Origin of the sequence: Delftia sp. UME58, assembly GCF_014170385.1 — a bacterium.
Lineage (GTDB): Bacteria > Pseudomonadota > Gammaproteobacteria > Burkholderiales > Burkholderiaceae_C > Comamonas > Comamonas acidovorans.
This window is the reverse complement of sequence record NZ_LZZV01000038.1, coordinates 35,086-55,314: the sequence shown is the minus strand read 5'-3', so window position 1 is coordinate 55,314 and position 20,229 is coordinate 35,086. Positions and strand designations below refer to the sequence as shown.

General features: G+C 70.6%; 18 protein-coding genes. All 18 read left to right on the top strand.

The window, feature by feature from the left end; genetic code table 11:
- Positions 1–2 precede the first annotated feature (2 nt).
- The 18 genes from A9976_RS11630 (at position 3) to acs (ending at position 20,194) form a co-directional block, all read left to right on the top strand.
- Positions 3–1,280, top strand: coding sequence for an SfnB family sulfur acquisition oxidoreductase (locus A9976_RS11630; protein WP_183019135.1), 1,278 nt, complete (start codon positions 3–5; stop codon positions 1,278–1,280).
- A gap of 25 nt (positions 1,281–1,305) precedes the next feature.
- Positions 1,306–2,130, top strand: coding sequence for a MetQ/NlpA family ABC transporter substrate-binding protein (locus A9976_RS11625; RefSeq protein ID WP_183019134.1), 825 nt, complete (start codon positions 1,306–1,308; stop codon positions 2,128–2,130).
- A 25-nt stretch (positions 2,131–2,155) separates the two neighbouring features.
- Positions 2,156–3,520 (top strand): LLM class flavin-dependent oxidoreductase, encoded by a 1,365-nt coding sequence (locus A9976_RS11620; protein WP_013803957.1) that lies wholly within the window; start codon positions 2,156–2,158, stop codon positions 3,518–3,520.
- Positions 3,521–3,608: 88 nt separating this feature from the next.
- Entirely contained in the window at positions 3,609–4,937 is a 1,329-nt protein-coding gene (locus A9976_RS11615; protein WP_183019133.1) for an acyl-CoA dehydrogenase family protein, read from the top strand.
- A gap of 271 nt (positions 4,938–5,208) precedes the next feature.
- Positions 5,209–5,838: an FMN reductase gene (gene msuE, locus A9976_RS11610; protein WP_183019132.1), complete on the top strand. Its 630-nt coding sequence runs from the start codon at positions 5,209–5,211 to the stop codon at positions 5,836–5,838.
- Complete coding sequence (locus A9976_RS11605) at positions 5,835–7,016, top strand: acyl-CoA dehydrogenase family protein (RefSeq protein WP_183019131.1); 1,182 nt, start codon at positions 5,835–5,837, stop codon at positions 7,014–7,016. Before msuE ends, A9976_RS11605 begins: the two co-directional genes overlap by 4 nt.
- A gap of 9 nt (positions 7,017–7,025) precedes the next feature.
- Positions 7,026–8,198, top strand: a complete 1,173-nt coding sequence (locus A9976_RS11600) for a sigma 54-interacting transcriptional regulator (RefSeq protein ID WP_183019130.1) — start codon at positions 7,026–7,028, stop codon at positions 8,196–8,198.
- Positions 8,195–9,349, top strand: coding sequence for an FMNH2-dependent alkanesulfonate monooxygenase (ssuD, locus tag A9976_RS11595; protein WP_183019129.1), 1,155 nt, complete (start codon positions 8,195–8,197; stop codon positions 9,347–9,349). The genes A9976_RS11600 and ssuD overlap by 4 nt, the downstream gene beginning before the upstream one ends.
- A 100-nt stretch (positions 9,350–9,449) precedes the next feature.
- Positions 9,450–10,364 carry a LysR family transcriptional regulator gene (locus tag A9976_RS11590; RefSeq protein WP_012203697.1) on the top strand — a complete coding sequence of 305 codons (915 nt, stop codon included), beginning with the start codon at positions 9,450–9,452 and terminating at the stop codon, positions 10,362–10,364.
- Positions 10,365–10,531: 167 nt separating this feature from the next.
- Complete coding sequence (locus A9976_RS11585) at positions 10,532–11,905, top strand: SLC13 family permease (RefSeq protein ID WP_183019128.1); 1,374 nt, start codon at positions 10,532–10,534, stop codon at positions 11,903–11,905.
- Between the two features lie 65 nt (positions 11,906–11,970).
- Complete coding sequence (gene mdcA / locus A9976_RS11580; protein ID WP_183019127.1) at positions 11,971–13,653, top strand: malonate decarboxylase subunit alpha; 1,683 nt, start codon at positions 11,971–11,973, stop codon at positions 13,651–13,653.
- A gap of 10 nt (positions 13,654–13,663) precedes the next feature.
- On the top strand, positions 13,664–13,996 hold the full coding sequence (gene mdcC / locus A9976_RS11575) for a malonate decarboxylase acyl carrier protein (protein ID WP_183019126.1): 333 nt from the start codon (positions 13,664–13,666) through the stop codon (positions 13,994–13,996).
- Positions 13,993–14,910: a biotin-independent malonate decarboxylase subunit beta gene (locus A9976_RS11570; RefSeq protein WP_063327115.1), complete on the top strand. Its 918-nt coding sequence runs from the start codon at positions 13,993–13,995 to the stop codon at positions 14,908–14,910. Before mdcC ends, A9976_RS11570 begins: the two co-directional genes overlap by 4 nt.
- A gap of 5 nt (positions 14,911–14,915) precedes the next feature.
- Complete coding sequence (locus A9976_RS11565) at positions 14,916–15,617, top strand: biotin-independent malonate decarboxylase subunit gamma (RefSeq protein WP_183019125.1); 702 nt, start codon at positions 14,916–14,918, stop codon at positions 15,615–15,617.
- Between the two features lie 14 nt (positions 15,618–15,631).
- Positions 15,632–16,327: a malonate decarboxylase holo-[acyl-carrier-protein] synthase gene (gene mdcG / locus A9976_RS11560; protein WP_259649184.1), complete on the top strand. Its 696-nt coding sequence runs from the start codon at positions 15,632–15,634 to the stop codon at positions 16,325–16,327.
- Positions 16,324–17,184, top strand: coding sequence for a triphosphoribosyl-dephospho-CoA synthase MdcB (mdcB, locus tag A9976_RS11555; protein ID WP_183019123.1), 861 nt, complete (start codon positions 16,324–16,326; stop codon positions 17,182–17,184). Before mdcG ends, mdcB begins: the two co-directional genes overlap by 4 nt.
- On the top strand, positions 17,181–18,092 hold the full coding sequence (locus A9976_RS11550; RefSeq protein ID WP_183019122.1) for an acyltransferase domain-containing protein: 912 nt from the start codon (positions 17,181–17,183) through the stop codon (positions 18,090–18,092). The genes mdcB and A9976_RS11550 overlap by 4 nt, the downstream gene beginning before the upstream one ends.
- 119 nt (positions 18,093–18,211) lie before the next feature.
- Complete coding sequence (gene acs / locus A9976_RS11545) at positions 18,212–20,194, top strand: acetate--CoA ligase (protein WP_183019121.1); 1,983 nt, start codon at positions 18,212–18,214, stop codon at positions 20,192–20,194.
- The last annotated feature ends 35 nt before the right edge of the window (positions 20,195–20,229 follow it).

Here is a 20,229-nt window from a genome sequence, read left to right as displayed (position 1 = left end):
CCATGACACAGACATCGACCCAAGAGCTGCAGGCCCTGGCCTCCACGCCGGGCAGCCAGCCCGCTCCCGCAGGGCCTCCAGCCCGGCCCGCCCACATCATCGGCAGCGAGGCCGAGGCGCTGGAGGCGGCCCGCAGCTTTGCCGCCCTCATCGCCCCCGGCGCGCTGGCGCGCGACCGCGACCGCCTGCTGCCCTGGCAGGAGGTGGAGCAGTTCAGCCAGAGCGGCCTGTGGGGCATCACCATTCCCCGGGAGTACGGCGGCGCGGGCGTATCCACGGGCACGCTGACGCAGGCCATTGCCCTGATTGCGGCGGCCGATGGCAACTTCGGCCACATTCCGCAGAACCACTACTACTCGCTGGAAGTGCTGCGCGTGGGCGGATCGCCCGCGCAAAAGGCCTTCTTCTACGACCGTGTGCTGCGCGGCGAACGCCTGGGCAATGCGCTGGCCGAGATCGGCCACCGCGACTTCCAGCGCCGCACCCGGCTGCTGCGCGAGAGCGGCGGCTGGTTCGTGCAGGGGCGCAAGTTCTATTGCACGGGCGCCCTGTTCGCGCACTGGATTCCCACCCTGGTCAGCGCGCAGGAAGAGGCGCCGGGGCAAGGCGAGCGCATGTATCTGGTCTTCATCCCGCGCGATGCGGCCGGCGTCACCGTCACCGACGACTGGGACGGCTTCGGCCAGCGCGTGACGGGCAGCGGCTCCGTGCAGTTCGACCGCGTGCGCGTGGAGCCCGAATGGGTGGTGCCCTTCACCAGTTCCTTCGAGCGGCCCACCACCATCGGCCCCTTCGCCCAGATCATCCATGCCGCCCTGGACGCGGGCATTGGCCACGGCGCGCTGCAGGCCGCCCTGCCCTTCATCCGCGAGCACGCACGGCCCTGGGTGGACGCGGGCGTGGCCAGCGCCACGCAGGACCCGCTGCTGCTGCAGCAACTGGGCAATGTCCACGTGCGCCTGCGCGCCGCCAATGCCCTGGTGGCCCGCGCGGCCCTGGCCGTGGACGCCGCCCAGCGCGCGCCCACGGACGACAGCGTGGCCGCCGCCTCGGTGGCCGTGGCCCAGGCCAAGGCGCTGAGCACCAGCGCCAGCCTGCTGGCCGGCAGCAAGCTGTTCGAGCTGGCGGGCACGGCCTCCACCCTGGCGGGACAGGGCCTGGACCGCTTCTGGCGCAACGCGCGCACCCACACCCTGCACGACCCCGTGCGCTGGAAATACCACGCCGTGGGCAACTACGTGCTCAACGGCATACGCCCGCCGCGCCATGGCGCGCTCTGACCTTTATCAACAACACAGGAATGCAATGATGACAACGACCTCCCCCACCCTCTGGCCCCGGCTGGCCGCCTTCCTGGGCGCTGCCCTGCTCGCGGGCAGCGCCCTGGCCGCGCCCCTGAAGATCGGCGTGGTGCCGGGCATCTTCGCGGACTCGGTGGAAGCTGCCGCGAAGGAGGCCAGGAAGCAGGGCCTGGACGTGCAGGTGGTGGAATTCACCGACTGGGCCACGCCCAACGTGGCGCTGGACGCGGGCGACATCGACCTCAACTACTACCAGAACAGCAACTACCTGGCCAATGCAGCGCGCAGCAAGGGCTTCAAGTTCACCAGCGTGCAGGCGGGCATCCTGTCCTACCTGGGCCTGTACTCCACGCGCCACAAATCCCTGGCCGACCTGCCCACGGGCGCCAAGGTGGCCATTGCCAGCGACCCCGTCAACGTGGGCCGCGGCCTGCGCCTGCTGCAGCACGCAGGCCTGATCACCCTGCGCCCCGACACCGGGCTGCTGGGCACCCAGGCGGACATCGTCTCCAACCCCAGGAAGCTGCAGTTCGTGGAGATCGAGGGCCCGCAGCTGGCGCGCACCACGCCCGACGTGGACCTGGCCCAGGGCTTTCCGTATTTCATCATCGCCTCCAAGGCCTTCGATGCCAGCAAGGGCCTGGCCTACACCAGCTACGAGGACGACTCCTGGGCCATCCAGTTCGTGGCCCGCAGCGACCGCGCGGCCGACCCGCGCATCGCCCGCTTCCTGGACATCTACAAAAACTCCGACGTGGTGCGCAAGACCATCCACGCCTTCTACCTGAACGACCAGAAGCTCTACCGCCTGGCCTGGTTGAAGAACTGACGCAACGGACTGCAGGACCCGCCCCATGACGCAAGCCAAGCGCCACATCCATGTCAACGCCTTCAACATGAACTGCGTGGGCCACATACACCACGGCCTGTGGACCCATCCGCGCGACCGCTCCACCGAGTACGGCACGCTGGCCTACTGGACCCACATCGCCAGGGTGCTGGAGGAAGGCCTGTTCGACGGCATCTTCATCGCCGACGTGGTCGGCTACTACGACGTCTACCAGGGCGGCGTGGACCTGACCCTGCGCGAAGGCATACAGCTGCCCGTCAACAACCCCTGGCTGCTGGTCTCGGCCATGGCGGCGGTGACGCGGCACATCGGCTTCGGCCTCACGGCCACCGTGGGCGCGCACCAGCCCTATACCTTTGCGCGCGACGTGACCACGCTGGACCAGCTGACCAACGGCCGCATCGGCTGGAACATCGTCACCGGCTATGTGGACAGCGGCGCGCGCGGCCTGGGCCAGGACGGCCTGGCCGAGCACGACAGCCGCTACGACCGCGCCGACGACTTCCTGGAGCTTTCCTACAAGCTCTGGGAAGGCAGCTGGGAAGAGGGTGCCGTGATCGCCGACAAGGCGCGGCGCATCCACGCCCTGCCGGGCAAGGTGCACCCTGTGGTGCACGAGGGGCCGTTCTACCGCGCCAACGCCATCCACATGAGCGCGCCCTCGCCCCAGCGCACGCCCGTGCTGTTCCAGGCCGGCACCTCGCCGCGCGGGCTGCGCTTTGCGGGCCGGCATGCCGAGGGCATCTTCATCGGCGCGCGCACGCCCGAGGCCGCGCGCGAGGCCTCGCGCCAGCTGCGCCAGGCCGCCGTGGACGCGGGCCGTCGTCCCGAGGACATCAAGATCTACGCCGGCGTGGCCGTGGTGCCCGGCCGCACCGAGGCCGAGGCCCGCGAGAAATACGCCGACTACCTGGCCCACGCCAGCGCGGAAAGCGGGCTGGCCCACTTTGCCGCCAGCACCGGCGTGGACTTTGCGCAGTACGGGCTGGACGACCCCATCTCCTTCGGCAACACCAACGCCATCCAGTCGGCGGCCCAGGCCGCCCAGAAGCAGGGCTGGACCACGCGGCGCAAGCTGCTGGAGCAGTTCACGCTGGGCAGCCGCTACGCCACCATCGTGGGCGACCCGTCCCAGGTGGCCGACGAGCTGGAGCGCTGGATCGACGTGGGCGAGATCGACGGTTTCAACCTGACGCGCATCGTCGCGCCCGAGACCTGGGAAGACTTCGCCCGCCTGGTCGTGCCCGAGCTGCAGAACCGGGGCCGCTACCGCACCAGCTACGGCGAGGACGCCACGCTGCGCCAGCGCCTGTTCGGCCAGGGCGACCGCCTGCCCGCCAGCCACGCCGCCGCGCGCTGGCGGCGTTGAAGTCCTTAGCCACCCTCCCCCACCGGCCCGTGGCCCGGCCCTGCCTTGCAGGCAGGCCGGGTTGGCGGGCCTTTGAATTTGCAAAGCCATGACCACCACCCTCCCCTGCGCCACCGAGCCTGCGGCCTACGCGGCGCCCGGCCCAACCACAGACGGCCCGACCGATCCAGACGCGCCCTCGCTGCCATCCCTGCAGGCGCGCTTTCGCCCCGTGTTCGACCGCATCGCCCAGGGTGCGGCCGAGCGCGAACGCACGCGCAGCCTGGCCCATGAACCCATCGCCTGGCTGCGTGACAGCGGCTTCACCGCGCTGCGCGTGCCGCGCCGCCTTGGCGGGGCCGGCGCCAGCGTGGAGCAGCTGTTTGCGTTGTGGACCGAACTGGCCGAGGCCGACTCCAACGTCGCCCAGATCCTGCGCCCGCACTTCGGCTTTCTGGACCGCGTGCTCATCGACCGCGATGCCGCCACCCAGGCCCGCTGGCTGCCGCTGGCCGCGCGCGGCGCCGTGTTCGGCAATGCCACCACCGAGGTAGGCACGGGCACCCTGGGCACGCTGCAGACCACCCTGGTGCCCGATGCGCAGCCCGGCTGGTGGCGGCTGGACGGACGCAAGTTCTACAGCACGGGCACGCTGTATGCCGACTGGGTGACCGTGGTGGCGCGCGCGGTGGAGCCGGGCAAGGAAGACCAGACCGTGCACGCCGTCGTGCCCACCTCGGAGGCGGGCGTGCAGCGCTTCGATGACTGGCGCGGCTTTGGCCAGCGCCTGACCGGCTCGGGCACCACCGTGCTCAGCCAGGTGCGCGTGCCCGACGATGCCGTGATCCGCTTCCCGCGCGCCCAGCCCACGCCCCTGGTGGCCTATTTCCAGCTGGCACACCTGGCCACCCTGGCCGGCATCGCGCGGGCCTTGCAGCGCGATGCCATCGCCTATGTGCAGGCGCGCCGCCGCGTGTTCAGCCACGGCAGCGCCACCCTGCCCAAGGACGATCCGCTGGTGCAGCACATCGTCGGCCAGCTGGCCGGCACGGCCTACATCGCGGGCCTGGCCGTGGCCGACGTGGCCGCCGAACTGGGCCGCATCGCGCGCGAGCGCGAGGCCGGGCGCGAGGTGCCGCTGCAGCAGCTGCATGCCCTGGAGCTGCGCACGGCCCAGGCCCAGGTGGCCGTGGTCGATCCCGTGCTGCAGGCGGCCGCGCGGCTGTTCGAGGTGGGCGGCTCCAGCGCCCTGTCCGAAGACCTGGCACTGGACCGCCACTGGCGCAATGCGCGCACCCTGGCCTCGCACAACCCCGTGCTGTACAAGGCCCGCTCGGCGGGCGACATCCTGCTCAACGGCGCCGACCCCATCTACTACTGGCACGTGGGCGTGACGGGCGTGACGGGCGTGACGGGCGTGACGGGCGTGGCGGGCTGAAGGCCCTTGCGCGGCCGCGCTGCGCAGGGACGGGCGCAGCGGCCGTGCGCATATCGCCAGAACGCATTAGCACATGCCATGCGCCACAAAATTCCTTTCAGAAACAAGCACTTGCCAAGGCATCCAAACCGATAAGCAAATGCGTTAAGTTTCTTTCGCCATACCGGCGTTCGGCCCTGTAATGAAGGCATCCATCCCACCTCGTCCGGGCTGGCAGTCTTCGCAAACCGCATGCCGCGCTGCCTCCTGGAACCCACGCCAAGGAGTTTCCATGAGCCGATCGCTGAAGACTGTCATCGTCAATGGCAGCCTGAGCCGCCCCTCCCGCACCCGTGTCCTGCTGGACGCCCTGCATGCCCGCCTGGGCCAGGAGCTGCCGCTGCAGGCACAGGTCATCGACCTGCTGGACCTGCAGCCCCACCTGGGCGCGGCCCTGTCCAAGAACGACCTGCCGCCGGCCACGCTGCAGGCCATCGAAGCCATCGAGCAGGCCGACTTCCTGATCGTCGGCGCGCCGGTCTTCCGCGCCAGCCTGCCTGGCCTGCTCAAGCACCTGTTCGACCTCATCGACCTGGACGCGCTGCAGGGCACGCCCGTGCTGCTGGCCGCCACCGGCGGCAGCCCGCGCCACGCCCTCATCCTGGACCACCAGCTGCGCCCGCTGTTCGGCTTTTTCTCGGCCCTCACCCTGCCCATTGGCGTGTACTCCACGCCCGAGGACATCCAGGACGGCCAGGTGCACAGCGAATCGCTGCGCCAGCGCATCGAGCTGACCGTGCAGCTGTCGGCCCCGGTGCTGCGCGGTGCGCTGCAGCAGCTGGTGCAGGCCCAAACCCAGGCCGAGGCACAGCCGCCCGTTCCCGAAGCCGCCGACCTGGCCCTGGCCGGGCAGCCCGCGTGAGCCAGGCACAGGCCGTCCCTGCGGACCCGATAGCCACTGCGCAGGATCTGGCGCAGCGCCTTGCCGCCACGGCGGCGCTGCGCGATGCCGCAGGCGGCACGCCCAAGGCCGAGCGCGATGCGCTGCGCGCCAGCGGCCTGCTGGCACTGAGCATTCCGCGCGAGCTGGGCGGCCTGGGCGCGGACTGGGTGCAGACGCTGGAGACGGTGCGCATCCTGGCCACGGCAGACGGCTCGCTGGCCCATGTCTACGGCTTCCAGCACCTGCACCTGGCCACCGTGCAGCTGTTCGGCCAGCCCGCCCAGTGGCAGCCCTGGCTGCTGCAGACGGCGCGCCACCGCTGGTTCTGGGGCAATACGCTGAATCCGCTGGACCGCCGCACCACGGCCACGCGCCAGCCCGGCCACTGGGAGTTTTCGGGCAAGAAGAGCTTCACCTCGGGCGCGCTGGACTCGCAGATGCTGGTGGCCTCGGCCATCGATGCCGACAGCGGCCAGCTGCTGATCGGCGTGGTGCCCACGGAGCGCACGGGCATCACCTTGCTGCGCGACTGGGACAACATGGGCCAGCGCCAGACCGACAGCGGCTCGGCCCTGTTCGAGCGCGTGCGCGTGGAGGCGGCCGAGCTGCTGCTGGACCCCGGCCCGCTGTCCACGCCGCATGCCGCGCTGCGCCCGCTGCTGGCCCAGCTCATCCTGGCCCATCTGTTCCTGGGCATTGCCCAGGGCGCGCTGGAGCAGGCGCGCGGCTACACGCTGAACGAGGCGCGGCCCTGGTTCAAGTCCCCTGCCGATGCGGCCAGCGCAGACCCCCACATCCAGGCGCTGTATGGCGAGCTGTGGGCCGCGCTGGAAGGCGCGCGCCTACTGACCCTGCAGGCCGCGCAGCGCTTTGACGCCGCCTGGCGCCGGGGAGCTGCGCTGACCGCCCACGAGCGCGGCGAAGTCGCCGTGGCCGTGACGGCCGCCAAGATTGCCACCACGCGCTCGGGGCTGGACCTGTCCAGCCGCATCTTCGAGGCCACGGGCGCGCGCGCCACGCACGCGGCCCTGCGCTTTGACCGCTTCTGGCGCAACCTGCGCACGCAGACGCTGCACGACCCGCTGCACTACAAGCTGCAGGAGCTGGGCGACTGGGTGCTCAACGGAACCCATCCGCAGCCCAGCTTCTACTCGTGACGCCGCGCCATGAACACCCGTCTGCCCACCTGGCCGCCCGGCAAGTCCTCGGCAACACCTGCGCCCGTACCTGCGCCCGTACCTGCGCCCGCGCCCGCAGCCTCTGCCGCGCACGATGACGGCGCCGCGCCCGCGCCGTGGATACTGCAAGACCCGGCCTCGCAGGCCCTGCTCAAGACCATGGGACAGGTGGCCGCCAGCGAGGCCGGCGTCCTCATCCTGGGCGACAGCGGCGCCGACAAGGAAATGGTGGCCCGCCACATCCACCGCCTGAGCCCGCGCCGCCACGGCCCCTTTGTCGCCGTCAACTGCGGCGCGCTGTCCGAGGCCCTGATCAACGCCGAGCTCTTCGGCCACGAAAGCGGTGCGCTGACGGGTGCCTTCGGCAACCTGCCCGGCCGCTTCGAGGACGCCCACGGCGGCACCCTGCTGCTGGACGAGATCGACGACCTGCCCCTGCACATCCAGAGCAAGCTGGTGCGCGTGCTGCAGGACAAGGCGGTCACCCGCATCGGCGCCAGCCAGCGCACGCCGGCCAACGTGCGCGTGCTCGCGGCCAGCAGCGCGCCGCTGCACACCAAGGTGGCGGCGCGGCGCTTTCGCGAAGACCTGTACTACCTGCTCGATGTCGTCACCCTCACCGTGCTGCCGCTGCGCCAGCGCCCGGCCGACATCCTGCCGCTGGCGCGCCACTTCATCGCGAGCTACTGCCAGCGCATGCGCTACGCGCCCATGGCACTCAGCCAGGACGCGCAGCGCAAGCTGCTGGAGCACGACTGGCCCGGCAACAGCCGCGAGCTGGAGAACGTCATCCACCGCAGCCTGCTGCTGACCCAGGGCATGCACATCGGCGCGGGCGACCTGCACATCGCCGGCAGCCAGGGCGAGCCCGATCCCGCCCCCACACGCGAGGCCGAACACGGTGCCCAGGCCGCCGCCGCCGAACTGGCCCTGGGCGAAGCGCTGGACAGCCTGTGCGACGTGCATGCCGAAGGCCTGGAGCAGCACGTGCTGGGCGCCCTGCTGCTCAAGGCCTGGCAGCGCAACCGCGGCAACCAGGTGCAGACCGCGCGCCAGCTGGGCATCAGCCGCAGCGTGGTGCGCGCGCGGCTGCAGCGCCTGGGCCAGGTGCCGGGCGAGGCCGCGCCACCGTCTTTTCCATCGTCCCCGGAGATCCCATGAGCCAAGACCCCCACACATCGCCAGACATCTTCTGGTTCCTGCCCACCTCGGGCGACACGCGCTACCTCGGCACCTCCGACTTCGGCCGCGCCCCCACCAACGCCTATATGCGCCAGATCGCCGTCACGGCCGAGGAGCTGGGCTACGACGGCCTGCTGATCCCCACCGGCAGCTCCTGCCTGGACCCCTGGGTGGTCGCCTCCAGCCTGGTGCCCGTCACGCAGCGCATCAAGCTGCTGGTGGCCCTGCGCACCTCGCTGGGCGCGCCCGTGTCCAGCGCGCGCCAGGCCGCCACGCTGGACCAGGCCCTGGGCGGGCGCCTGCTGCTCAACGTGGTGCCCGGGGGCGATGCCACCGAGCTGGAGGCCGACGGCATCTTCCTGGCCCACGACGAACGCTATGCCTACGCCGATGAGTTCCTGACCATCTGGCGCCGCCTGCTGGCCGGCGAGGCCGTGGATTTCGATGGCAAATACTTCAAGGTCAAGCAGGGCCGCAACTTCTTTCCCCCGGTGCAAAAGCCGCATCCGCCGCTGTACTTCGGCGGCTCCTCGGACGCCGCCCACGACCTGGCCGCGCGCCAGGTGGACGCCTACCTCACCTGGGGCGAGCCCCCCGCCGCCGTGGCCGAAAAGTTCGCCGACGTCCGCCGCCGCGCCGCACAGCAGGGCCGCCAGGTCCGCCTGGGCGTGCGGCTGCACGTCATCGTGCGCGAGACCAACGAAGAGGCCTGGGCCGATGCCGAGCGCCTGATCAGCAAGCTCACCGACGAGGACATCGCCCGCGCCCAGGCCGGCTATGCGCGCATGGACTCCGTGGGCCAGTCGCGCATGGCCGCGCTGCACGGCGGGCGGCGCGACCGGCTGGAGGTGGCGCCCAACCTCTGGGCCGGCGTGGGCCTGGTGCGCGGCGGCGCCGGCACGGCCCTGGTCGGCGACGCGGCCACCGTGGCCGAGCGCCTGCACGAGTACGCCGCGCTGGGCGCGGACAGCTTCGTGCTCTCGGGCTACCCGCACCTGGAGGAATCCATCCGCTTTGCCGAGCTGGTCTTCCCCCTGCTCGGCAAGCGGGCCGTCACCACCAGCGACCAGGCCCAGACCGGCGGCGCCTTCGACATCCGCAGCATCCGGCGCAGCCAATCCGCATCGTGAGCCGCCCGGGGCCGCGCCCCCGGACAGACCGGTGTCTGTGCACGCAGCGCGATCAACGCCACAATCCGCCCGTCCCCCACGATGAGAGCGTGACGTTGCCATGAGCCTGAGAATCGATGACGAAATAACCTTCCGCAGACTCGAGGTGCTGCTCGCCTTTCTTGAGACAGGCAACCTCGCCAAGACGGCGGAACGGCTGGAGACCAGCTCGGTCAGCGTGCACCGCGCCCTGCATGCGCTGGAGGCCGGCATGCGCTGCGCCCTGTTCCGGCACGAGGGGCGCAACCTCAAGCCCACCGAGGCAGCGCAGACCCTGGCCGATGTCGCCAGGGAAGTGCTGGCCACCATGTCCGAGGGCATACGCGCCACGCGCGAGGTGGCAGGCTACTCGGCGGACCGCATCCGCATCGGCTCGCTGTACTCCCTGACCAACCGCACCGTGCCGGCGCTGGTGATGGCGCTGAAGCTGCGCCGCCCCGATCTGCAGACCGAACTGGTGCTGGGCTCGAACGCCGGCCTGCTGGAGCGGCTGCGCAACGGAACGCTGGACGCGGCGCTGATGGCCATGCCGGACAACGCCGCCGACATGCAGACGCAGCTGCTGTTCGAGGACGACATTTTCTTTGCCGCGCCCGTGGGCTCGCCCTATGCGCATCTGGCCGAGGTCGATCTGGGCGCCATGGCGCGCGAGAACTTCGTGAGCCTGGGCGAAGGCTTTGCGACCTATGGCGGCTTCATCGAGTCCTTCCGGGTGGCCGGCTTCACGCCCAACGTGGTGATGAAGACGGATGACATCTTCTCGCTGATGAACCTGGTCAGCGGCGGCGTCGGCTACACGCTGCTGCCCGGGCGGGTGCGCGGCGTGATGCCGCAGAAGGTGCAGCTGATACCGCTGCAGGCCAGGTACCTGATGCGCCAGACCATCGTGCTGACCTTTTTGCGCTCCCGCGAACGCGACCCCAACCTGCTGGCCCTGCTCAGCGTGTGCCGCCTCGCGGACGGGCAGCTCGGCTGACCCGCCATGCCGGGGGCGACAGCCCCGCTTCGCCGGGTTAACCCTTCATTGTTTCTCTCTGCGTAATTGTTGGCGCTCGCGCTTTATTGATGCGCTCCGGGCTGCCGCGTACCGTGCATACCAGCATGCACACGTATTGCAGGCGCATAAAAAACCGGAGACATCGCATGAATTCCCATTGGATATCGATTGGCGCGTTGATAGGCATGTTCGTCCTGGCGACGGCATTGCCCATCAACATGGGCCTGCTGGCCTTTGTCGGGGCCTTCCTGGTCGGCACCCTGGTGGCCGGCATGGGGACCAAGGCCATCATTGGCGGTTTTCCCGCCGACCTGTTTCTGACGCTGGCGGGCATCACCTACCTGTTCGCGCTGGCGCAGAACAACGGAACCATCGACTGGCTGGTCCGCATGGCGGTGCGCGCCGTGCGCGGGCGCATCGCCGCCATACCGTGGATCATGTTCTTCATTGCGGCCCTGCTGACGGCGGTGGGCGCCGTCAGCCCTGCGGCCGTGGCCATCATCGCGCCCATTGCCCTGGGCTTTGCCGCCAGGTACGGCATCAATCCGCTGATGATGGGTCTGCTGGTGATCCATGGCGCGCAGGGCGGCGGCTTCTCGCCCATCAGCATCTACGGCGGCATCACCAACAAGATCGTGGCCAAGGCGGGCCTGCCGCTCAACGAGATGGCGACCATGCTGGCCAGCATGGGGGTCAACCTGGCCGTGGCCGTGCTGCTGTTCTTCCTGATGGGCGGCGCCCGGCTGATGCGCATGAAGGCCGATGCCGATGGCAGCGTGCCCGCCACGCCGCGCGTCTCGCATGCCCAGGGCGGCGCCCAGGTGTATGGCGACGCCGAAGGCGAGGCCCTGTCCGAGGAGCGCAACACGGCTGCACGCTCCAGCGACTCGCTGATGCGCGCCGCCCCTGAACAGGACGCCGCCCCGCAATCGCGCAGCTACCAGGTGGCCACCGTGGTCGGCCTGCTGGCGCTCGCGGTCCTCACCCTGTTCTTCAAGCAGGACATCGGCTTTGTCTCCATCACCATCGGCCTGGTGCTGACGCTGATGGCGCCCAACCTGCAAAAGCGCGCGCTGGGCCAGGTGTCCTGGCCCGAGATCATGCTCATCGTGGGTGTCAGCACCTATGTGGGCGTGATGGACAAGATGGGCACCATCGACTTCGTCGGCCACAGCGTGGCGCAGCTGACCTCGCCCCTGGTGGCGGCCTTGCTGCTGTGCTTCGTGGGCGCCGTGGTGTCGGCCTTCGCCTCCTCGACGGCGGTGCTGGGCTCGCTGATTCCGCTGGCCGTGCCCTTCCTGCAGGGCGGCTCCGATGTGAGCGCCGTCGGCTTCATCGCGGCCATGGCCGTGTCCTCGACCATCGTGGATGTCAGCCCCTTCTCGACCAACGGCGCCCTCGTCCTGGCCAATGCCAAGGGCGTGGACCGCGACCGCTTCTTCCGCCAGCTGATGGTCTACGGCGGCCTTGTCACCCTGGTGGCGCCGCTGCTCGTGTGGCTGCTGTTCGTGGTCCTCTAGCCAGGCACTTCGACCGGGACGCCCGCCCCCTGCCACCTCCATGTCACGCCAACCCCTGATATCCCATGACTGACCCCTCCTGGAACCTCAAAGCCGGGGAGCGCGCCGCCAGGCTGGCGCGCGCCCAGGCCGCCCTCGGGCCGCGCCTGGCCGGCAAGCGCGTCGATGCCGGCGCCATCACCGAGCTGCTGCACGCCGTGCTGGCGCCCGGCGACCGCGTCTGCCTCGAAGGCAACAACCAGAAGCAGGCCGACTTCCTGGCCCGCGCCCTGGTCCAGCTCGATCCGCAGCAGGTGCACGACCTGCACATGGTGCAGTCGGTGCTGGCGCTGCCGGAGCACCTGGATGTGTTTGAGAACGGCATCGCGCGGCGGCTGGACTTCAGCTTCTCCGGCCCGCAAGGGGCGCGGCTGGCCAAGCTGGTCTCGGCCCGGCAGCTGGAGATCGGGGCCATCCACACCTACCTGGAGCTGTTCGCGCGCTACTTCGTGGACCTGACGCCCAAGGTGGCCCTGGTGGCGGCCCACGCGGCCGATGCCCAGGGCAACCTGTACACAGGCCCCAACACCGAGGACACGCCGGCCATCGTCGAGGCCACGGCCTTTTCGGGCGGCATCGTCATCGCCCAGGTCAACGAGATGGTGGATGGCACCACCACGGCGCTGCCGCGCGTGGACATTCCCTCGGACTGGGTGCATTTCGTCGTGCAGGCGCCCCGGCCCAACGTCATCGAGCCGCTGTTCACGCGCGACCCGGCCCAGATCAGCGAAATCCAGGTGCTGATGGCCATGATGGCCATCAAGGGCATCTACGCCGAGTACGAGGTCCAGCGCCTGAACCATGGCATCGGCTTCGACACGGCGGCCATCGAGCTGCTGCTGCCGACCTACGGCGAAGCGCTGGGGCTGAAGGGCCGCATTGCGCGGCACTGGGCGCTGAACCCGCATCCGGCGCTGATACCGGCCATCGAGGCCGGCTGGGTGGAGTCCATCCATTCGTTCGGCTCCGAGCTGGGCATGGAGGACTACATCCGGGCGCGCTCGGACGTGTTCTTCACCGGCGCCGACGGCAGCCTGCGCAGCAACCGCGCCTTCTGCCAGGCGGCGGGCCACTATGCCTGCGACCTGTTCATCGGCTCGACGCTGCAGATCGACCTGGACGGCAACAGCTCCACCGCGACGCTGGGGCGCATTGCCGGCTTCGGCGGCGCCCCCAACATGGGCGCGGACGCTCGCGGCCGGCGCCATGCCAGCGCCGCCTGGCTCAAGGCCGGGCGCGAGGCGCGCGCGGGCCGCAGCGGCGCGGCAGGCACGCCGCGCGGGCAAAAGCTGGTGGTGCAGATGGTGGAGACCTTCCGCGAGCACATGCAGCCCGCCTTCGTGGAGCGGCTCGATGCCTGGACGCTGCAGGAGCAGGCCGGCATGGACCTGCCGCCCATCATGATCTACGGCGAGGACGTGACCCACATCCTGACGGAGGAAGGCATCGCCAACCTGCTGCTGTGCCGCAGCGACGAAGAGCGCGAGCAGGCCATCCGCGGCGTGGCCGGCTACACGGCCGTGGGCCTGGCGCGCGACCGTCGCATGGTGGAGAACCTGCGCGACCGCGGGGTGATCCGCCGTCCGCAGGACCTGGGCATCGACCCGCGCCAGGCCACGCGCAATCTGCTGGCCGCGCGCAGCATGCGCGATCTGGCCCAGGCCTCGGGCGGGCTGTACCAGCCTCCCCGCCGATTCAGGAACTGGTAGGAGAGACGATATGAGCGAGATACCCGCAGGGCTGGAGTCCCTGAGCTATTGCTTCGCAGGTGGCCGGCCGGCCGGCGCCTTCGCCCCCGTCCTGGTCGGCGTGGTCGGCTCGGGCAATCTGGAGGTGATGCTGGAGAGCACGGGCAGCGATGGCTGCCAGGTGCAGGTGCAGACCTCGGCACACGGCTTCGGCGCCATCTGGCAGGCCGTGGTGGAGGATTTCCGCGAGCGCCACCCCGTGGGCGGCGTGCGCGTGTCCATCAACGACATGGGGGCCACGCCGGCCGTGGTCAGCCTGCGGCTGGACCAGGCCCTGGCCGAACTGCAGGAAGGCCGGCCATGATCAGCTACGCGGAATGCACGGCGCGCGAGCGCCTGGCGAAGCTGCTGGATGCCGGCAGCTTCCATGAATGGCTGCCGCCCTCCGAGCGTCTGACCAGCCCGCATCTGGCACAACTGGGCGTGCCCAGCGCCTTTGACGACGGCGTGGCCATCGGCCGGGGCCTGCTGGGCGGGCGCACGGTGTTCGTGGCCGCGCAGGAGGGCGAATTCATGGGCGGCGGCGTGGGCGAGGTGCATGGCGCCAAGCTCGTGGGCCTGCTGCGCCGCGCCCTGCTGGAGCGGCCCGCGGCCGTGCTGCTGCTGGCAGAGTCGGGCGGCGTTCGGCTGCATGAGGCCAATGCCGGGCTGATCGCGGTGTCGGAGGTCATGCGCGCCCTGCTGGACGTGCGCGCCTCGGGCATCCCTGTGGTGGTCCTCATCGGCGGGGCCAACGGCTGCTTCGGCGGCATGGGCATCGTGGCGCGCTGCGCCGACCAGGTGGTGATGAGCGACATCGGCCGCCTGGCCATGTCGGGACCGGAGGTGATCGAGGCCTCGCACGGCGTCGATGAATTCGATGCGCGCGACCGCGCCCTGGTCTGGCGCACCACGGGCGGCAAGCACCGCTGGCTGTGCGGCGACTGCGATGCGCTGGTGGCCGACGATGTCGAGGCCTTCCGCGCCGCCGCCATCGCCGCGCTGGACCACTCCCGTCCGGTGAGTCTTGAAGGGCTGCTGCAGGAGCATGCGCTGCTGCGCGCGCGGCTGGACACCCTGGACGCCCTCAAGGCGGGCAGCGCCATCGGCCCGCAGGACGAGGCCATGCGCCTGTGGCAGGCCCTGGGCGTGCCCGACGCCTGGCGCGTGCCCGACCTGGACGCCGCCGCCGTGCGTGCCTTGCGCACCACGCCCGCCACGGGCATTTCACAGGAGTAGCCGCCATGCAATGGAACACACTTGCCGAGCACCTGTTCGGCCCGGGCCACCAGATTCAGGCCAACGGCGATTTCCTCGAAGGCCACGCCGTGTTCGATGGCCAGACCCTCGCCATCGTCGGCACCACGGGCCACGCGCCCATCGGCGTGCGGCTGGCCCTGGCCCAGGCCCGGGTGGTGCTGGAGACGGTCGGCGCGCACCCTGGCCGCCCCATCGTGCTGCTGATCGACACGCAGGGCCAGCAACTGCGCCGCCATGACGAGCTGCTGGGCATCAACCGCGCCATGGCCCACCTGGGCACCTGCATCGACCTGGCACGGCGCCGGGGCCACCGCGTCATCGGCCTGGTCTATGACCAGGCGCTGTCGGGCGGCTTCATCACCTCGGGCCTGATCGCCGATGCCTGCTACGCCCTGCCCGAGGCCGAGATCCGCGTGATGCGCATCCCCGCCATGTCGCGCATCACCAAGCTGCCCGAGTCCCTGCTCAATGCCCTGTCCGAGTCCAACCCGGTGTTCGCGCCCGGCGTGAGCAACTACGTGGCCATGGGCGGCGTGCGCGGCCTGTGGCAAGGCGATCTGCAGGCGGCGCTGCGCGACGCCCTGGCCCACAGCCCGCGCGAGGACATGCGCGCACTGGACGGCGCCGAGCGCGGCGGCCGCAAGCTGGCCGCCGAGGTGGTGCAGCGGGTTCTGGCCGCTGGATGAAGGCAGGCCGCAGCATGCTGGACACCCTGCACCGCCACCAGCTGGTGGACCTGGGCCCGCAGGCCTGGGCGGACCTGCTGGAACGCCCCTGGGATGCGCAGGCGCGCGAGATCCTCACGCACTGGCGCGACCATGCACTGCCGCTGGTGGTCGCGCGGCAGTCGGCCGACCACGCCGGCGCCGGCCGGATGGCGCTGGGCCTGCCTGCGCCCGGGCGCTGGCAGCGGCGGCGCATGGGCTTCGATGTGGCGCGCGGCGCGGCCATCGGCACCCGCGAATTTCCCTCGCTGGACGAGCTGATGGCCTCGCCCCTGGCGGTGTCCGACGCCCTGCGGCAGGCGCTGGACTCCTTGCAGCAGCGATTGCACACGGCCGGGGCGACGGGCTTTGTCTTCGGCAGCCACGGGTGGCAGTGCCTCACGGGCCTGCCCTATCTGCGGCCCGGCTCGGACATCGACCTCTGGGTGCCGGTCGATGGTGCCGAACAGGGCGATCGGCTGGCCGCCCTGCTGCAGGCCATGCCGCAGGAAGGCCCGCGCGTGGATGCCGAGCTGGTGTTTCCCGGCGGCTGGGCCGTGGCCTGGCGCGAATGGGCCGCCTGGCGTGCAGGCAGGGTGCGATCGGCCCTGGTCAAGGGCCTGCACGGGGTGGCACTGCGTGAAGACCATGAATGGTGTGCGTCGGCTGCGGCGCCTGGAGTTCCTGCATGAAACCTGCCCTTCTCCACCCGGCCCGGGCCTTGCCATCGACCGGGCATATCGGCCGCGCGGCCACGCTGGCCCTCTACGACGAACTGTCGCTGACACCCAAGCCCGGCCTGGTGACCCTGGTGGACCGCGGCAGCCATGACGACATGGATGCCCACAGCTTCATGCGCAGCCTGTTCGCGCTGCGCAGCTACTTCCCCAAAATGGCCCAGGCGGGCAGCCAGGGCGCATCGTTTCCCGTGCTGGAGCGCCTGGGCATCGAGGCGGAGCAGCGCATGCTGGCCGCCACCGGCGGCATCAACACCCACCGTGGCGCCGTCTTCATGCTGGGCCTGCTGTGCGCGGCCGGCGGCGCGGTGCTGGCCGAGCAGGCCTGCATTCCCGGCCCCGCGTGGCTGCGCGAGGCCCTGTGCCGCCACTGGGGGGATGCGCTGCAGCAGCGCAGCCTGCGGACCTCCGCCCTGCCCGGCGGCATCGCCGCGCGCCGCCACGGCCTGCGGGGCGCCTCGCAGGAGGCTGCCCTGGGTTTTCCCGTCCTGTTCGACACCGCCGTGCCGGCGCTGGCCAGAGCGCATGCCAGCGGGCTGCCCGCTCCCTTGGCGCGGCTGGAGGCCCTGTTCCACATCATGGCGGTGCTGGACGACTGCAACCTCGCCCACCGCGCGGGCATGCAGGGGCTGCGCCATGGCCAGGATGCCGCGCGGCGCTTTCTCCAGGCAGGCGGCTGCGCGCATCCCGACGGCCTGTCCAGGGCGCAGGCCATTTGCGACGATTTCGTGGCGCGCCGCCTTTCGCCGGGCGGCGCGGCCGATACCCTGGCGGCGGCCTGCTGGGTGCTGCGTATCTGCGAGCGGCCATGAGCTTTGCACTGCTGTTTTCGGGCCAGGGTACGCAGCATCCCGCCATGCTTCCCTGGCTGGCGGACGATGCATGGACACAGGCAGTCTGCGAACAGCTGCAGGTTTCGCACTGGCGCGACAGGTTGGCGGATGCGCCGTGGGCCGAGTCCAACGCCGTGGCCCAGCCCCTGCTGGCGGGCCTGGCCATGGCCGCGTGGATGCAGCTGTCCCCGCAACTGCCCGCGCCTTCGGCCGTGGCGGGCTACAGCGTGGGGGAACTGCCCGCATTCGGTGCCGCGAGCGCGCTGGATGCCTGCGACATCGTTGCCCTGGCCGCGCGCCGCGCGGCTGCCATGGACCGCTGCGCCCAGCAAATGCCCGGCGGCGGGCTGCTGGCCGTCAGCGGCCTGCCGCCCGCACGCATGGCCGCCCTGCTGGAGAAGACCGGGCTGGCCGTGGCCATACGCAACGGCCCCGAGAACCTCATCCTGGGCGGCCCCCATGCGGCGCTGGAGCAGGCGCTGGCGCTGGCGGCCCGCCAGGGCGCGCATGCCACCCGTCTGCGCGTGCAGGTGGCTTCCCACACCCCGTGGATGCGCCAGGCCGCCCAGGCCTTCGCACAGGACCTGGACCAGGCGGCCGTGCACGCGCCCGCCGTGGCGCTGTTCAGCAACACGGCCCGGCGCGTGCGTGACGCCGCAGGCGCCCGCACGGCCCTGTCCGAGCAGATAGCGGGCACGGTGCACTGGGACGACTGCATGGACAGCATTGCCGCGCGCCAGGTGCGGTGCGTGCTGGAAATCGGCCCCGGCCAGGCGCTGGCACGCCTGTGGAACCAGCGCCATCCGGACATTCCGGCCCGCTCCTGCGACGACTTCCGCAGCGCGGCAGCCATTGCCGGCTGGATAGGCCGGCACTGCGGGGACTGACGCCCCGGGGCCTTGCGCCTGAGCCTTTGCGCCGGAGCCTTTGCGCCGGAGCCTTTGCGACTGAGGCTCTGCGCCGGTTTCGTGACCCCCTTGATTTCTAGACCCAGGAGACAACCACCATGAGCCAAGACCTTGCACCGTCCCTTGCACCTTCCTATCCCCCATCTGCAGAGCTGGCCCGCAATGCGCGCGTGAGCGGGCGCGCCGCCTACGACCGGCTCGTCGCGGAGGCGGACGCCGACCCGCAGGCGTTCTGGGGCCGGCTCGCACGCGAGTTCGTCGCGTGGAAGCGCCCGTTCACACGCGTGCTCGATGAAAGCCGCGCCCCGTTCTACGAATGGTTCAATGACGGCACGCTCAACGCCAGCTGGAACTGCCTGGAGCGCAACATCCAGCGGGGGCTTGGCGAGCGCACGGCCCTCATCTTCGAAGCCGATGACGGCGCGGTGACGCAGGTGACCTATGCGCAGCTTCTTGTGCGGGTCAATCGCCTGGCCAACGCCCTGCGCAGCCTGGGTGTCGGCAAGGGCGACCGCGTCGTCATCTACATGGCCATGTCGATCGACGGCGTGGCCGCCATGCAGGCCTGCGCACGCATAGGCGCCATTCACTGCGTGGTGTTCGGCGGCTTCTCCGCCACGGCGCTGCGCGACCGCATCGCGGACACGGGGGCCTGCGCCGTCATCACGGCAGACCAGCAAGTGCGGGGAGGACGGCAATTGCCCCTCAAGAGCATCGTGGACGAGGCCCTGGCCCAGCCCGGCTGCGAGCAGGTCCGCCACGTGCTGGTGGCACGGCGCACGGGCGGCGCCATCGCCATGCACCAGCCCCGGGACCTGTGGCTCGACGAAATCACCGCAGCCCGGAGCGATGTCTGCGAACCGGAATGGGTGCAGGCCGAGCATCCGCTGTTCCTGCTCTACACCTCGGGCTCCACCGGAACCCCCAAGGGCGTCCAGCACGCCACGGGAGGCTATCTGCTGCATGCCGCCGTGACCTGCGCCTGGACCTTCGACCTCCAGCCCTCCGATGTCTTCTGGTGTACGGCGGACATCGGATGGGTGACCGGCCATACCTATATCGCCTACGGCCCGCTGGCGCTGGGCGCCACCCAGGTGGTGTTCGAGGGCGTGCCCACCTACCCGGACGCGGGACGCTTCTGGAAAATGATCGAGGCCCACGGGGTGACGGTCTTCTACACGGCGCCCACGGCCATTCGCTCGCTGATCAAGGCCGCCGACGCCGATGCGCAGGTGCATCCCGCGCGCTACGACCTGGGCAGCCTGCGCATCCTGGGGTCCGTGGGCGAGCCGATCAATCCCGCCGCCTGGCACTGGTACCACGAGCAGGTGGGCGGGGGCCGCTGCCCCATCGTCGATACGTTCTGGCAGACGGAGACGGGCGGGCACATGATCACGCCGCTGCCCGGCGCCACGGAACTGGTGCCGGGCTCCTGCACGCTGCCCTTCCCGGGCATTGCCGCCGCCGTGGTGGACGAGGCCGGCAACGAGCTGCCCTGGGGCGACAGCGGCATCCTGGTGATCAAGCGCCCCTGGCCCTCCATGATCAGGAACATCTGGGGCCATCCCGAGCGGTTTGTCGCCAGCTACTTTCCCGAAGAGTTCAAGGGCCGCTACTACCTGGCGGGAGACGGCGCGGTCCGCGATGCGCGCACCGGCTACTTCACCATCACCGGCCGCATCGACGATGTGCTGAACGTCAGCGGCCACCGCATGGGCACGATGGAGATCGAGTCCGCCCTGGTGGCCATGACCGACCTGGTGGCGGAGGCCGCCGTCGTGGGCCGGCCCGACGACACGACGGGAGAGGCCATATGCGCCTTCGTCGTCCTCAAGCGTTCGCGGCCCAGCGGCGCCGAGGCGGCCGACATCGCCAGGCTGCTGCGGGAGTGGGTGGCCAAGGAGATCGGGCCGATCGCCAAGCCCAGGGACATCCGGTTCGGGGACAACCTGCCCAAGACCCGCAGCGGCAAGATCATGCGGCGATTGCTGCGCAGCATTGCACGCGGCGAGCCCATCGTGCAGGACACCTCCACCCTGGAGAACCCGGCGATCCTGGAGCAGCTGTCACAGGCCTGCTGAAGGCCGGGCGGCAAGCCACAGGCGATGCAGCGCCG